Origin of the sequence: Bradyrhizobium sp. 2TAF36 (assembly GCF_052114925.1) — a bacterium.
Lineage (GTDB): Bacteria > Pseudomonadota > Alphaproteobacteria > Rhizobiales > Xanthobacteraceae > Bradyrhizobium > Bradyrhizobium barranii.
The window spans coordinates 22,698-36,392 of the sequence record NZ_JBFRFR010000082.1 but is presented as its reverse complement, the minus strand read 5'-3'; the positions used below and the strand labels follow the sequence as shown (position 1 = coordinate 36,392).

Annotated in this window: 21 protein-coding genes; 20 read left to right on the top strand and 1 reads right to left on the bottom strand. The window is 63.4% G+C overall.

From position 1 onward, the window contains the following. The 19 genes from AB4Z51_RS36020 to AB4Z51_RS35930 all read left to right on the top strand — a co-directional run. A partial coding sequence (locus AB4Z51_RS36020) for a small ribosomal subunit protein uS17 (protein WP_441498982.1) occupies positions 1–159 on the top strand: 159 nt, incomplete at its 5' end. 84 nt (positions 160–243) lie between these two features. After that, on the top strand, positions 244–612 hold the full coding sequence (gene rplN / locus AB4Z51_RS36015) for a 50S ribosomal protein L14 (RefSeq protein WP_007603030.1): 369 nt from the start codon (positions 244–246) through the stop codon (positions 610–612). Further along, on the top strand, positions 612–926 hold the full coding sequence (gene rplX, locus AB4Z51_RS36010; protein ID WP_063982583.1) for a 50S ribosomal protein L24: 315 nt from the start codon (positions 612–614) through the stop codon (positions 924–926). The genes rplN and rplX overlap by 1 nt, the downstream gene beginning before the upstream one ends. Continuing rightward, a complete protein-coding gene (rplE, locus tag AB4Z51_RS36005) occupies positions 919–1,476 on the top strand; it encodes a 50S ribosomal protein L5 (RefSeq protein WP_063982584.1) in 558 nt (185 codons plus the stop codon). The genes rplX and rplE overlap by 8 nt, the downstream gene beginning before the upstream one ends. A gap of 46 nt (positions 1,477–1,522) precedes the next feature. After that, on the top strand, positions 1,523–1,828 hold the full coding sequence (rpsN, locus tag AB4Z51_RS36000) for a 30S ribosomal protein S14 (RefSeq protein ID WP_063982585.1): 306 nt from the start codon (positions 1,523–1,525) through the stop codon (positions 1,826–1,828). Positions 1,829–1,842: 14 nt separating this feature from the next. Beyond that, the gene (gene rpsH / locus AB4Z51_RS35995; protein WP_441498981.1) at positions 1,843–2,241 is read left to right on the top strand and encodes a 30S ribosomal protein S8; all 399 of its coding nucleotides are present in this window, start codon (positions 1,843–1,845) and stop codon (positions 2,239–2,241) included. Between the two features lie 16 nt (positions 2,242–2,257). After that, positions 2,258–2,791, top strand: a complete 534-nt coding sequence (rplF, locus tag AB4Z51_RS35990; RefSeq protein ID WP_063982587.1) for a 50S ribosomal protein L6 — start codon at positions 2,258–2,260, stop codon at positions 2,789–2,791. An 11-nt stretch (positions 2,792–2,802) separates the two neighbouring features. After that, on the top strand, positions 2,803–3,165 hold the full coding sequence (rplR, locus tag AB4Z51_RS35985; RefSeq protein WP_007603036.1) for a 50S ribosomal protein L18: 363 nt from the start codon (positions 2,803–2,805) through the stop codon (positions 3,163–3,165). Positions 3,166–3,209: 44 nt separating this feature from the next. Next, positions 3,210–3,800, top strand: a complete 591-nt coding sequence (gene rpsE / locus AB4Z51_RS35980; protein ID WP_028152981.1) for a 30S ribosomal protein S5 — start codon at positions 3,210–3,212, stop codon at positions 3,798–3,800. A 25-nt stretch (positions 3,801–3,825) separates the two neighbouring features. Next, the gene (rpmD, locus tag AB4Z51_RS35975) at positions 3,826–4,020 is read left to right on the top strand and encodes a 50S ribosomal protein L30 (protein WP_011088137.1); all 195 of its coding nucleotides are present in this window, start codon (positions 3,826–3,828) and stop codon (positions 4,018–4,020) included. 75 nt (positions 4,021–4,095) lie between these two features. Beyond that, on the top strand, positions 4,096–4,581 hold the full coding sequence (rplO, locus tag AB4Z51_RS35970; RefSeq protein ID WP_014494508.1) for a 50S ribosomal protein L15: 486 nt from the start codon (positions 4,096–4,098) through the stop codon (positions 4,579–4,581). Between the two features lie 148 nt (positions 4,582–4,729). After that, the gene (secY, locus tag AB4Z51_RS35965; RefSeq protein ID WP_028152980.1) at positions 4,730–6,061 is read left to right on the top strand and encodes a preprotein translocase subunit SecY; all 1,332 of its coding nucleotides are present in this window, start codon (positions 4,730–4,732) and stop codon (positions 6,059–6,061) included. Between the two features lie 276 nt (positions 6,062–6,337). Then, a complete protein-coding gene (locus tag AB4Z51_RS35960) occupies positions 6,338–7,219 on the top strand; it encodes an adenylate kinase (RefSeq protein WP_063982588.1) in 882 nt (293 codons plus the stop codon). 187 nt (positions 7,220–7,406) lie between these two features. Next, complete coding sequence (gene rpsM, locus AB4Z51_RS35955; RefSeq protein ID WP_014494511.1) at positions 7,407–7,775, top strand: 30S ribosomal protein S13; 369 nt, start codon at positions 7,407–7,409, stop codon at positions 7,773–7,775. 120 nt (positions 7,776–7,895) lie between these two features. Next, complete coding sequence (rpsK, locus tag AB4Z51_RS35950) at positions 7,896–8,285, top strand: 30S ribosomal protein S11 (RefSeq protein WP_007603045.1); 390 nt, start codon at positions 7,896–7,898, stop codon at positions 8,283–8,285. Positions 8,286–8,397: 112 nt separating this feature from the next. Then, positions 8,398–9,429, top strand: coding sequence for a DNA-directed RNA polymerase subunit alpha (locus AB4Z51_RS35945; protein WP_038942308.1), 1,032 nt, complete (start codon positions 8,398–8,400; stop codon positions 9,427–9,429). 163 nt (positions 9,430–9,592) lie between these two features. Continuing rightward, on the top strand, positions 9,593–10,009 hold the full coding sequence (gene rplQ, locus AB4Z51_RS35940) for a 50S ribosomal protein L17 (protein ID WP_014494513.1): 417 nt from the start codon (positions 9,593–9,595) through the stop codon (positions 10,007–10,009). A gap of 120 nt (positions 10,010–10,129) precedes the next feature. Beyond that, on the top strand, positions 10,130–10,969 hold the full coding sequence (locus AB4Z51_RS35935) for a c-type cytochrome (protein ID WP_135214973.1): 840 nt from the start codon (positions 10,130–10,132) through the stop codon (positions 10,967–10,969). Between the two features lie 204 nt (positions 10,970–11,173). Then, entirely contained in the window at positions 11,174–11,962 is a 789-nt protein-coding gene (locus AB4Z51_RS35930; RefSeq protein ID WP_135214972.1) for an SDR family NAD(P)-dependent oxidoreductase, read from the top strand. Positions 11,963–12,137: 175 nt separating this feature from the next. Here the strand turns inward: AB4Z51_RS35930 and AB4Z51_RS35925 are convergent, their stop codons facing one another. Continuing rightward, positions 12,138–13,151, bottom strand: coding sequence for a zinc-binding alcohol dehydrogenase family protein (locus AB4Z51_RS35925; RefSeq protein WP_135214971.1), 1,014 nt, complete (start codon positions 13,149–13,151; stop codon positions 12,138–12,140). A gap of 133 nt (positions 13,152–13,284) precedes the next feature. Between AB4Z51_RS35925 and AB4Z51_RS35920 the strand changes: the two genes are divergently transcribed. Continuing rightward, positions 13,285–13,668 (top strand): winged helix-turn-helix transcriptional regulator, encoded by a 384-nt coding sequence (locus AB4Z51_RS35920; protein WP_135214970.1) that lies wholly within the window; start codon positions 13,285–13,287, stop codon positions 13,666–13,668. The last annotated feature ends 27 nt before the right edge of the window (positions 13,669–13,695 follow it).

Genomic DNA, 13,695 nt, shown 5'->3' with positions numbered 1-13,695 from the left:
ATCTACAAGAAGACGATCCGCCGTTCGAAGAACTACCACGCGCACGACGAGGACAACCAGTTCAAGCCGGGCGACATGGTGTGGATCGAGGAAACCAAGCCGATTTCGAAGTTGAAGCGCTGGATCGTGATCCGGGGCGAACACAAGAAAAGCGCCTGATCTGTTGGCTTTAGCCGACTGACTTCAGGAAAATGTTGAGCGCCGGCTGGGCTGGCGCAAGAGAGAAGAGGACGAGGTGCATCAATGATTCAGATGCAGACCAACCTCGACGTGGCCGACAATTCTGGCGCACGCCGTGTCATGTGTATCAAGGTGCTCGGAGGCTCCAAGCGCCGCTACGCCACGATCGGAGACATCATCGTCGTCTCGATCAAGGAAGCGATTCCGCGTGGCAAGGTGAAGAAGGGCGACGTGATGAAGGCCGTCGTGGTGCGCGTCCGCAAGGACATCCGCCGCGCCGACGGTTCGGTCATCCGCTTCGACCGCAACGCCGCCGTTCTGATCAACAACCAGTCCGAGCCGGTCGGCACCCGTATCTTCGGGCCCGTGCCGCGCGAGCTGCGCGCGAAGAACCACATGAAGATCATCTCTCTCGCGCCGGAGGTGCTGTGATGGCTGCGAAGATCCGCAAGGGCGACAAGGTCGTCGTGCTGACCGGTCGCGACAAGGGTCGCACCGGCGAAGTATTCGAGGTTCGCCCGGACGCCGGCACGGCGCTGGTGCGCGGTATCAACATGGTCAAGCGTCATCAGAAGCAGACGCAGGCCCAGGAGGGCGGCATCATCTCGAAGGAGTCGCCGATCCAACTGTCCAACATCGCGTTCGTCGGCAAGGATGGAAAGCCGACCCGCGTCGGATTCAAGATTCTGGCGGACGGCAAGAAGGTCCGCATCGCCAAGAGCTCGGGAGCTGAGATCGATGGCTGAGGTCGCTTACACGCCGCGCCTGCGCGCGGAATATGACGCGAAGATCCGGACGGAAATGACCGAGAAGTTCGGTTATGAGAACGTCATGCAGGTTCCGCGTCTGGACAAGGTCGTGCTGAACATGGGCGTTGGCGACTCCGTCAACGACCGTAAGAAGGCCGAGAACGCCGCCGCTGAATTGACGCTGATCGCCGGCCAGAAGGCGATCGTGACCTATTCGCGTATCGCGATCGCGACCTTCAAGCTGCGTGAGAACCAGCCGATCGGCTGCAAGGTCACGCTGCGCAAGGCCCGCATGTACGAGTTCATCGATCGCCTGGTGACGGTCGCGCTGCCGCGCGTCCGCGACTTCCGCGGCCTGAACCCGAAGAGCTTCGACGGCCGCGGCAACTACTCGCTCGGCCTCAAGGAACACATCATTTTCCCCGAGATCGACTTCGACAAGGTCACGGAAGCCCGCGGTATGGACATCACCGTCTGCACTACGGCCAAGACCGACGACGAGGCGAGGGCCTTGTTGACCGCTTTCAATTTCCCGTTCCGGCAGTGAGACGCTGACCTAAAGCCTCTCAAACGCGGATACCCAGGAGCCAAGCATGGCAAAGAAGAGTTCAGTCGAGAAGAACAACCGGCGCAAGCGGATGGCGAAGAACGCCGCCCCGAAGCGCGAGCGGTTGAAGGCGATCATCGCCGACAAGACGCTGCCGATGGAGGAGCGGTTCGCCGCCACCCTGAAGCTTGCGGAAATGCCGCGCAACTCGTCGGCGACCCGCATCCGTCTGCGTTGCGAGCTGTCGGGCCGTTCGCGCTCGAACTACCGCAAGACCAAACTGTCTCGCATCGCGATGCGCGACCTTGGCTCCAAGGGCATGGTCCCGGGCCTCGTGAAGTCCAGCTGGTAAGGAGGGTCGTTTAGATGTCTACGCACGATCCAATCAGCGATCTGATCACCCGTATCCGCAACGCGCAGATGCGTTCGAAGTCCAAGGTCTCCACGCCTGGCTCGAAGATGCGCGAGAACGTGCTCGAGGTCCTCAAGACCGAAGGCTACATCCGCGGTTACGCCACGCTTGAGCATTCCTCGGGCCGCAGCGAGATCGAGATCGAGCTGAAGTATTTCGACGGCGAGCCCGTCATCCGCGAGATCGAACGAGTCTCCAAGCCCGGGCGTCGTGTTTACGCCTCGGTGAAGGCTCTGCCGCGGGTCAACAACGGGCTCGGCATTTCGGTGTTGTCGACGCCGAAGGGGATCATGGCCGACCACAGCGCGCGCRAAGCGAATGTGGGCGGCGAAGTTCTCTTCACGGTGTTCTGAGAAGGATTGTTGATCCATGTCACGTGTTGGCAAAAGGCCTGTGGCGGTTCCGTCGGGTGTGACCGCGACCGTCGACGGGCAGACCGTCAAGATGAAGGGGCCCAAGGGCCAGCTTCAGTTCGTCGTCCATAACGACGTCGAGGTGAAGCTCGAGAACGGCCAGGTCAAGGTGAACCCGCGGGTCGAGACCAACCGCGCGCGGGCGCTGTACGGTACTGCTCGCGCCCAGGTCGCGAATCTGGTCGAAGGCGTCACCAAGGGCTTTGAGAAGAAGCTCGAAATCACCGGCGTCGGTTACCGCGCCGCGATGCAGGGCAAGAACCTGCAGCTCGCGCTCGGTTACAGCCACGACGTGGTCTACGCGATCCCGGAAGGGATCACGATCACCGTGCCGAAGCCGACTGAGATCACGGTGACCGGCAGCGACATCCAGCGTGTCGGCCAGGTCGCCGCCGAGATTCGCTCCTATCGTCCGCCGGAGCCCTACAAGGGCAAGGGCGTGAAGTATGTTGGCGAATTCATCTTCCGCAAGGAAGGCAAGAAGAAGTAACGGAGCCGGTCATGTCCAAAGCCAAGGTTACCAATGCCCGGCGCAAGCGGAGTGTGCGGCTTAAGCTGCGCCGCTCTGGTGGCGGTCGTCCGCGTCTGTCGGTGTTTCGCTCGTCCAAGCACATCTACGCCCAGGTCATCGACGACCTGAAGGGCGAGACGCTGGCCTCTGCCTCGTCGCTCGAGAAGTCGATGCGCGACGGCGGCAAGACCGGCGCCGACATCGATGCGGCGAAGGCGGTCGGCAAGCTGCTGGCCGAGCGCGCCGCCGAGAAGGGCGTCAAGGAAGTCGTGTTCGATCGCGGCAGCTACCTCTACCACGGGCGCGTCAAGGCACTGGCCGACGCTGCGCGTGAGAGCGGGCTGAGCTTCTAATAGAATTTGAGGATTGAGGCGCAAGCCTCTGAAGGATTGGAAAAATGGCAGAACGCGAACAACGTGGTGGACGCGATCAACGCGGCGGCGGCGGACGTGAACGCCGGGAGGAGCGCGACAGCGAGTTCGTCGACAAGCTCGTCCACATCAATCGCGTGGCAAAGGTCGTCAAGGGCGGCAAGCGCTTCGGTTTCGCAGCGCTCGTCGTGATCGGCGACCAGAAGGGCCGCGCCGGCTTCGGTCACGGCAAGGCGCGCGAGGTGCCTGAGGCGATCCGCAAGGCGACTGAATCAGCCAAGCGCAACCTGACCCGCGTGTCGCTGCGCGAGGGCCGTACGCTGCATCACGACATCGCCGGCCGTCATGGCGCGGGCCGTGTCTACCTGCGTGCTGCTCCGGCCGGTACCGGCATCATCGCCGGCGGCCCGATGCGCGCCGTGTTCGAGACGCTCGGCGTCCAGGACGTGGTCGCGAAGTCGATCGGCTCGTCGAACCCCTACAATATGGTTCGCGCAACCTTCGACGCGCTGAAGCATCAGGATTCGCCGCGTTCGGTCGCAGCCCGCCGCAATATCAAGGTGTCCACCCTCCAGTCCCGCCGTATCGGCGGTGACGCCGAGGCGGCTGCCGACTAACGGAAGCTTTTCGGAGTAGACTCCCATGGCCAAGGCAGCAAAGACGATCAAGCTCGAGCAGACCGGCAGCGCGATCCGCCGCCATCACTCGCAGCGTTCGACGCTGATCGGACTCAAGCTCAACAAGATCGGCCGCACCAGCGAACTGCCGGACACCCCGGCGGTTCGTGGCATGATCGAGAAGGTTCACCATCTCGTTCGCATCGTCGACGAGAAGTAAGCAAAGGCGCAGGATCCCGAAAAGCGGGCACCCGTTTTCGGTGACGATCATGCGCAAGAAACAAGGAGCAGGGCGATGAAGCTCAGCGATATCGCCGACAACGCCGGCTCGCGCAAGAAGCGTATGCGCGTCGGCCGTGGCATTGGTTCGGGCAAAGGCAAGCAGTCCGGCCGCGGTGGCAAGGGCCAGACCGCGCGTTCGGGCGTGCGCATCAAGGGTTTCGAAGGCGGCCAGATGCCGATGCATCGCCGTCTGCCCAAGCGCGGCTTCAACAACATCTTCCGCGTCGAGTTCGCCGAGATCAATCTCGACCGGCTCCAGGAAGCGGTCGATGCCAAGAAGATCGACGCCGGCAGCGTCGTGAACGTCGAGGCCCTGGTGAAGGGCGGCGTGCTGCGCCGCGCCAAGGCCGGCGTGCGACTGCTCGGCCGCGGCGAGCTCAAGTCGAAGCTCAACATCGAAGTGCACGGCGCCACGAAGACCGCGATCGCCGCGGTCGAGAAGGCCGGCGGCTCGGTGAAGATCCTCGCCCCTGCCAAGGAAGAAGGCGAGGCGGCGTAACAACTGCGTCATTGGCCCGCGGCTCGCGGGCCTTTACGCGTGTGGGACGTGGACTTATCGAAGCCGAGCCCCAGATAATGTCCGGCGTCCGCTAGAGTAGCCCGGCCGCGGGCATGACGGCGCAATAGGCGGCGGGAGAAAGTCCAAGATGGCCTCTGCAGCGGAACAACTGGCAGCCAATCTCAATTTCGGTGCGTTTGCCAAGGCTGACGAACTGAAGAAGCGCATCTGGTTCACCCTGGGTGCGCTGCTCGTTTATCGGCTCGGGACCTACATCCCGCTTCCCGGCATCGATCCCAACATCTGGGAACAGGTGTTCCGCTCCCAGGCGGGCGGCATCCTCGGCATGTTCAACATGTTCGCCGGCGGCGGTATCCACCGCATGGCGATCTTCGCGCTGAACATCATGCCGTATATCTCGGCCTCGATCATCATCCAGCTCCTCACCACCGTCTCGCCGCAGCTCGAGGCGCTGAAGAAGGAAGGTGAGTCCGGCCGCAAGCTGCTGAATCAGTACACCCGCTATCTCACGGTGATTCTGGCCGCGTTCCAGTCTTACGGCATCGCGGTGGGCCTCGAAGGCGCCGGCAACGTCGTCAGCGACCCCGGCATGTTCTTCCGTCTGTCCACGGCGATCACGCTGACCGGCGGCACCATGTTCCTGATGTGGCTGGGTGAGCAGATCACCTCGCGCGGCATCGGCAACGGCATCTCGCTGATCATTCTCGCCGGCATCGTCGCCGAGCTGCCCGCGGCGCTCGCCAACATGCTCGAGCTCGGCCGTCAGGGTGCGATGTCGACCGGCCTGATCCTGGTCGTCATCATCATGGCGGTCGCCGTGATCGCCTTCATCGTGTTCATGGAGCGCGCCCAGCGCCGGCTGCTGATCCAGTATCCGAAGCGCCAGGTCGGCAACAAGATGTTCGAGGGCCAGTCCTCGCATCTGCCGCTCAAGCTCAACACCTCGGGCGTGATCCCGCCGATCTTCGCGTCCTCGCTGCTGCTGCTGCCGACCACGGTTGCCAACTTCAACGCCGGCAGCGGGCCGGAATGGTTCCAGTGGATCACGACCCAGCTCGGCCACGGCCGTCCGCTGTTCCTGATCATGTATCTCGCGCTGATCGTGTTCTTCGCGTTCTTCTACACCGCGATCGTGTTCAACCCGACCGAGACCGCGGACAATCTGAAGAAGCATGGCGGCTTCATTCCGGGCATCCGTCCGGGCGAGCGCACCGCGGAATATATCGACTACGTGCTGTCGCGCATCACCGTGCTCGGCGCGATTTATCTGGCGATCGTCTGCTTGATCCCGGAAATCCTGATCTCCTACGCCTCGGTGCCGTTCTACTTCGGCGGCACCTCGCTGCTGATCGTCGTCAGCGTCACCATGGACACGGTGGCGCAGGTGCAGGGCTATCTGCTGGCGCATCAGTATGAGGGCCTGATCCGGAAGTCGAAGCTGCGCGGCCGCCGCCGCTAAGCGCGGGGTTCGCCGAGGGCGGCGCGACAGCGCCGCCGATTCGCCGCGCGAGCAACGCGCGGCGCCCGCCGAGGCGACCAGTCAGCCATTCCAAGACATCGGCAGAGCTGCTCTCCCTGCGACGCAATCACTGATTTCAAAGGCCTTCTTGGCGTCCTGGCATTTGCTCCCCTATGATATGGGTAGCGGTGCGGCGCCGATTATGATTTGCACTGTCATTGGACTTCAAACACAGGTGCGCGACGTATCGCTCACCAATCCGGGGGGCGTACGCCGATGAGAATTATACTTCTGGGACCGCCGGGGTCGGGCAAGGGGACCCAGGCGCAACTGCTGGTGCAGCGCTATGGCATCGTCCAGCTCTCGACCGGAGAGATGCTGCGCGCGGCCGTTGCGGCCGGAACGCCGGTCGGGCTGAAGGCCAAGGAGATCATGGCCAGCGGCGGCCTCGTGCCCGACGAGATCGTGGTGGGAATCATCTCCGACCGCATCGACCAGCCGGACGCCAAGAACGGTTTCATCCTCGACGGCTTCCCGCGCACCGTGCCGCAGGCCGAGGCGCTGGATGAGCTGCTCAAGCACAAGCATCTCAAGCTCGACGCCGTGGTCGAGCTCCGCGTCAACGAGAGCGCACTCCTGAGCCGCGTCGAGACCCGGGTCGCCCAGATGCGGGAGCGCGGGGAGGAGGTCCGGGTCGACGACACCCCGGAGGTCCTGACCAAGCGACTCGCCAGCTACCGCAGCCAGACGGAACCGCTGATTCACTACTATTCCGAGCGGCGGAAGCTCTCGACCATCGACGGCATGATGGCCATCGACGAGGTCACCCGCGCGATTCATCGCCAGCTCCTGGCCCTCGGGGCGGTCGAACCCAAGACGCACGGCAAGGCCCAAGCGCGCAGCGCGGCCAAGTCGGGGCCTGCCAAGAAGGGTACCAAGAAGGCCAAGGTAGACAAAAAGCCGGCGAAAACGGCCAAAAAGGCTGCCAAATCCGCTAAAAAGGCCGCCAAGAAGGCCGCAAAGGGCACCAAGAAGGCGGCCAAGAAAGCGGCCAAGAAAACGGTCAAAAAGGCCGCTAAAACGACCGCCAAGAAGGCTGTCAAAAAAGGTGCCAAAAAGGCCGCAAAAAAGGTCACGAAAAAGCGAGCTAAGCGCTAGCAGCGGTTGACGAAAGCCCCCTGAATCCCCTAATAAGCCCCGCATCCAAGTCGGATAGTTTCAAACGATGCCGGGCCCCAGGAAGACCAGGGGTGGGCGTCGTGTTCGCGTTTGTGAACACCTGCCCGAGAAACCAAGCACTTAAAGCCTGATTCCTGACGAGGGATCGGCAACAGGAGAGAAGGCCGTGGCCCGTATTGCCGGCGTGAACATTCCGACCAACAAGCGCGTGCTGATCGCGCTCCAGTACATCCATGGCATCGGCCAGAAGATCGCTGGTGAGATCCTGGAGAAGGTGAAGATCCCCGAGGATCGTCGCGTCAACCAGCTCAGCGATGCCGAAGTGCTCCAGATCCGCGAAGTGATCGACCGCGACTATCTCGTCGAGGGCGATCTGCGTCGTGAGGTCGGCATCAACATCAAGCGTCTGATGGACCTCGGCTGCTATCGCGGCCTGCGTCATCGTCGTGGCCTGCCGGTGCGCGGCCAGCGTACCCACACCAATGCGCGTACGCGCAAGGGTCCGGCCAAGGCCATCGCCGGCAAGAAGAAGTAAGTTTTCGAATCCAATCGCGGCGTGTGGCGAAGGGGAGACCCGTTCGCCACACGCCTTTCGTTCCACAGGTGTAGCCGCTGGCATTACGGCGGCGTTTGAGATCTTCAGGAAAGGTACTCTATGGGCAAGGAAGCCACCCGCGTTCGTCGTCGTGAGCGCAAGAACATCGCCTCCGGCGTCGCGCACGTCAACTCGTCGTTCAACAACACGACCATCACCATCACCGACGCGCAGGGCAACACGATTGCCTGGTCCTCCGCCGGCACGATGGGCTTCAAGGGTTCGCGCAAGTCGACCCCGTACGCCGCGCAGGTTGCCGCCGAGGACGTGTCGAAGAAGGCGCAAGAGCACGGCATGCGCACGCTCGAAGTCGAAGTCGCTGGTCCCGGTTCGGGCCGCGAGTCGGCGCTCCGTGCGCTTCAGGCCGCGGGCTTCACCGTCACCTCGATCCGCGACGTGACCACGATCCCGCACAACGGTTGCCGTCCCCGCAAGCGTCGGCGCGTTTGATACCAAGTTGCGGGCGCATTGGTCGCCCGCAATGACTTTTTGCAAAGCCGCGCGAATGATCCGCGGCCTTTCTCCAACGCCAGTGTCTGCACTAGCAGTTTGACTGGCCTGTATGGGTGAAACAGTGACGATCCAGAAAAATTGGCAAGAACTGATTCGGCCGAACAAGCTCCAGATCCAGCCCGGCAGCGATTCGACCCGTTTCGCGACCATCGTTGCCGAACCGCTCGAGCGCGGCTTCGGCCAGACGCTCGGCAACGCGCTGCGCCGTATCCTGCTCTCCTCGCTCCAGGGCGCGGCGGTGCAGTCGGTGCACATCGACGGCGTGCTGCACGAGTTCTCCTCGATCGCTGGCGTCCGTGAAGACGTCACCGACATCGTGCTCAACATCAAGGACATCTCGATTAAGATGCAGGGCGAAGGCCCCAAGCGCATGGTCGTGAAGAAGCAGGGCCCGGGCGTCGTCACCGCCGGCGACATCCAGACCGTGGGCGACGTGGTCGTGCTCAACCCGGACCTCCAGATCTGCACGCTCGACGAGGGCGCCGAGATCCGCATGGAGTTCACGGTCGCCACCGGCAAGGGCTACGTGCCCGCCGAGCGCAACCGTCCCGAGGACGCGCCGATCGGACTGATCCCGGTCGACAGCCTGTACTCGCCGGTCCGCAAGGTCTCCTACAAGGTCGAGAACACCCGTGAGGGCCAGATCCTCGACTACGACAAGCTGACCATGACGATCGAGACCAACGGCGCGCTGACGCCGGATGACTCGGTGGCTTATGCCGCCCGCATCCTGCAGGATCAGCTCAACGTGTTCGTCAACTTCGAAGAGCCGCGCAAGGAAGTCGCCCAGGAGATCATCCCGGACCTCGCCTTCAACCCGGCCTTCCTCAAGAAGGTGGACGAGCTCGAGCTGTCGGTGCGTTCGGCCAACTGCTTGAAGAACGACAACATCGTCTACATCGGCGACCTCGTGCAGAAGAGCGAAGCGGAAATGCTCCGCACCCCGAACTTCGGCCGCAAGTCGCTGAACGAGATCAAGGAAGTGCTGGCCCAGATGGGTCTGCACCTCGGCATGGAAGTGCCGGGCTGGCCGCCGGAGAACATCGACGAGCTCGCCAAGCGCTTCGAGGATCACTACTGAGCGCAGCATGATCCCGGAAAAGTGCGAAGCGGTTTTCCGATAAGGATCATGCTCAAACAAGAAAGCGAAAGCGCAACGCGCTTTCGCGGGCGAACGCAGGCAGCCCACCTGAGCAACATGTCCGACGAACCGTCGCGGCAGTTTCAAACTAAGGAATAGTTACATGCGTCACGGCAAGGTTCATCGGAAGCTCAACCGCACGGCCGAGCATCGCCGCGCGATGTTCGCCAATATGTGCGCCGCGCTGATCAAGCACGAGCAGATCGTCACCACGCTGCCCAAGGCCAAGGAGCTCCGTCCGATCGTCGAGAAGCTCGTCACCCTCGGCAAGAAGGGCGGCCTGTCCATGCGTCGCCAGGCGATCTCCGAGATGCGCGACAAGGATCAGGTCAAGAAGCTGTTCGACGTGCTGGCGCCCCGCTACAAGGACCGTCAGGGCGGCTACACCCGCATCATCAAGGCCGGCTTCCGCTATGGCGACAACGCCGCGATGGCCGTGATCGAGTTCGTCGACCGCGACGTCGATGCCAAGGGCCAGGACTCCGGTCCGGTGCAGGAGAAGGAAGCCGAGGCGGCGTAAGCCGGCCGGTACCTCAGTTTTCAGAAAGCGGCGCCCCTGGGCGCCGCTTTTTTGTATGGCGCGGCGATATCTCATGCCGCGCATCGTCTGGTGAACGCGATTCCGGCCGGGGGGCTGTCGATGAGGATTGTGCTTGGGATCGCGCTGGCGCTGTTGATGTCGCCGGCCTCCGGCGAGACGCTGGTCGAGCGCGGTGCCTATCTCGTCAACAGCGTGATGGTCTGCCACAACTGCCACACGCCGCGCGGGCCGCAGGGCCTCGATCTCTCGCGCGTGCTCGCGGGCGGCAGCCAGGTCTTCGATGAGCCTGCCTTCAAGGTCACCGGCTCCAACATCACGCCGGACAAGGACACCGGCATCGGCAACCGGAGCGATGCCGAGCTGAAGCGGTTTCTGGTCAGCGGTCACAGGCCGAACGGGACCAAGGTCGCGCCAATCATGCCGACCGCATTCTACACGGTGCTCACGGTCCGGGATCTCGATGCGCTTACCGCTTACCTGCGCTCAGTACCCGCAGTGCGCCACGAAACCCCGGCGCCGGAATACAGGATCGCGCTGAAGCCGGAAGCGCCGACCTATGCCGGCAAGCAGGCGACCGAGGCCGATCTCTCCGACAAGCTCGCGCGCGGCCGCTATCTCCTGACGATCGCCCATTGCCTGGAGTGCCACACGCCGGAGGGCCCGTCCGCCGTGCATGACTTCGCGGGTGCGAGCGGCAAGGGTGGCCGGACGTTCAAGGGGCCGTGGGGCGAATCCATCTCCCCGAATATCACCGCGGATCCCGCGGTCGGCCTGGGCGGCTGGAGCGACGACGAAATCAAACGTGCGATTACGCAAGGCATCGCGCGCGACGGCCACAAGCTCAAGCCGCCGATGGCCTATGCTGCCTATGCCAGCATGACGGCGCAGGACCTCGATGCCATCGTCGCGTTTCTCAGGACGCTACCGCCGCGGCAATAGTGCCGCAGGGTGGGCAAAGGTGCGCTCTTCGCGCGCCGTGCCCACCATTCCGCTTTCAACTCGTGTCGAAATGGTAGGCGCGCTTCCGCCTTTGCTCTTCGCCCTACGGCGGGCAAGCCGCGCACCCTACGATTTCGCAGTTGTGGCGATTGAAGCGGCGTGCGCTGGACACGATATCCGCTTCAGCAACAATGGAGATGCTTCATGAAGATCGACCTTTCCGGAAAGACCGCCCTCGTGACCGGCTCCACCGCCGGCATCGGCCACGCCATCGCAAAAGGTCTCGCCGCGTCCGGCGCGAGCGTGGTCATCAACGGTCGCGGCCAGGACAAGGTCGATGCCGCCGTGCGCAAGCTGGAAGGGGCGGGCCTTAAGGTCCGCGGCATCGCCGCCGACGTCTCGACCGCAGCGGGCTGCAAGGCGCTCGTCTCGGCGCTGCCGGAGGTCGACATCCTCATCAACAACGCCGGCATCTTCGAGCCAAAAGACTTCTTCGAGATCCCCGACGAGGACTGGAGCCGCTTCTTCGAGGTCAACGTCATGAGCGGCGTGCGGCTCTCGCGGGCCTATATGAAGGGCATGCTCAAGCGCAACTGGGGCCGCATCGTCTTCATCTCATCGGAGTCCGGGCTCAACATTCCCGTCGAGATGATCCATTACGGCATGAGCAAGACGGCCCAGCTCTCGGTCGCCCGCGGCCTCGCGCAGCTCACCCGCGGCACCGGGGTCACCGTCAATTCCGTGCTGCCGGGTCCGACCATGTCGGAAGGCGTCGAGACCTTCGTGAAGGATCTCGCCAAGCAGAATGGGCAGTCGGTGGATGAGGCCGCGGCCAATTTCGTCAAGCAGCACCGCCCGAGCTCGCTGATCCAGCGCTTCGCCAGCGTCGACGAAATCGCCAACATGGTGGTCTATGTCGCGTCGAAGGAAGCGTCCGCGACCAACGGTGCGGCGCTGCGCGCGGAAGGCGGGATCGTCAACACGATTGCCTGAGGTTGCGCGAAGGCGTGGCACCGGAAGCGTGGCACCGTAGGGTGGGCAAAGCGACTTGTCCGCCGTAGCTCGAAGAGCGAAGGCGGAAGCGTGCCCACCACTTTTGTCGCGCCCGTTGCGAGATGGTGGGCACGGCGCAAGTGCGCCTTTGCCCACCCTACGAAGCCGTAAGCACCTACCACCCCTCCAGCACGATCTTGCCGCGCGACTTGCCGCTTTCGAGCAACGCATGCGCGCGCTTGAGGTTGGCCGCGTTGATCGTGCCAAAGGTCTGGTCGAGCGTGGTGCGCAGCACGCCCTTGTCGATGAGGTCAGAGACGTCGTTGAGCAGATGATGCTGCGCGATCATGTCGGGCGTCTGGAAAGAGGAGCGCGTGAACATCGATTCCCAGTGCACCGAGATCGCCTTGCCCTTGAAGGTGCTCACGGCGAACTCCGGCGGATCGTCGATCAGGCCGAACCGACCCTGCGGCGCCATGAACTCGGCGATCGCCTTGTAGTGCTGGTCGGTGAAGGTAAGGCTCGCCACCAGCGCGACCGGCGGCAGCCTCAAGCTCTCGATCTGCTCCTTCATCGGCTTGCCGTGGTCGATCACCGCATGCGCGCCGAGATCGAGGCACCATTTTTGCGACTCCGGCCGCGTCGCCGTCGCGAGCACCGTGAGGCCCGTGAGGCGGCGCGCAAGCTGGATCAGGATCGAGCCGACGCCGCCGGCGCCGCCCGTGATCAGCAGCGTGCGCGGATCGACGCTCTTGCCGGGCACGGCGCCGAGCCGGTCGAACAGCAATTCCCAGGCGGTGATGGAGGTGAGGGGGAGGGCTGCGGCCTGCGCGAACGAGAGCGACTTCGGCTTGTTGCCGACGATGCGCTCGTCGACCAGGTGGAATTCGGAATTGGTGCCCTGGCGCAGGATCGAGCCGGCGTAAAACACCTCGTCGCCCGGCTTGAACAGCGTGACGTCGGAACCCACGGCATCGACGACGCCGGCCGCGTCATAGCCCAGGATCTTCGTCTCGCCCTCGGGCGGGACGGCACGCTTGCGTACCTTGTAATCGACCGGGTTCGCCGAGATTGCCTTCACGGCGACGCGGATATCGCGCCCCTTGGGCTCGGGCTTTGCGGTCTCGAAATCGATCAGCGCGTCCTGATCCTCGATCGGAAGCGATTTTTTGTAGCCGACGGCCTTCATGGCTTGTCTCCATCAAATGGCGCGTAGCTTGTGATGTGCGCCTGGCCCGCTAACTGTCCCGCTAGCCCCAATTTGGCAAGTACTGTAAATTCGGGGATATAGTCCCTGTTTGGATACTATTGGGAAAACACGCATGAAGCGGCGAGATTTTACCCGGCGTCCCGGCTGCTCGGTCGAGGCGACGCTGGACCTGATCGACGGCAAGTGGAAGGGCGTGATCCTCTACCACCTCCAGGACGGCACCCAGCGCTTCGGCGAACTGCGCCGCCGGATGCCCGGCATCACCCAGCGCATGCTGACAAAGCAGCTTCGCGCGCTGGAGGAGGACAAGCTCGTCATCCGCAAGGTCTATGCCGAAGTGCCGCCACGCGTGGAATATTGCCTCTCCGAGCTCGGCGAGAGCCTGCGGCCGGTGATCGACATCCTGAAGGCCTGGGGCGAAAGCCATCAGCAACGGCTGTCATGCGCGCCGCCGCCCGAAGCGGAGCCGGTCAAGAAGCCGAAGCGCGCAGTGTAACTCTCCGGGAGCGGACTGTGCCGCTCC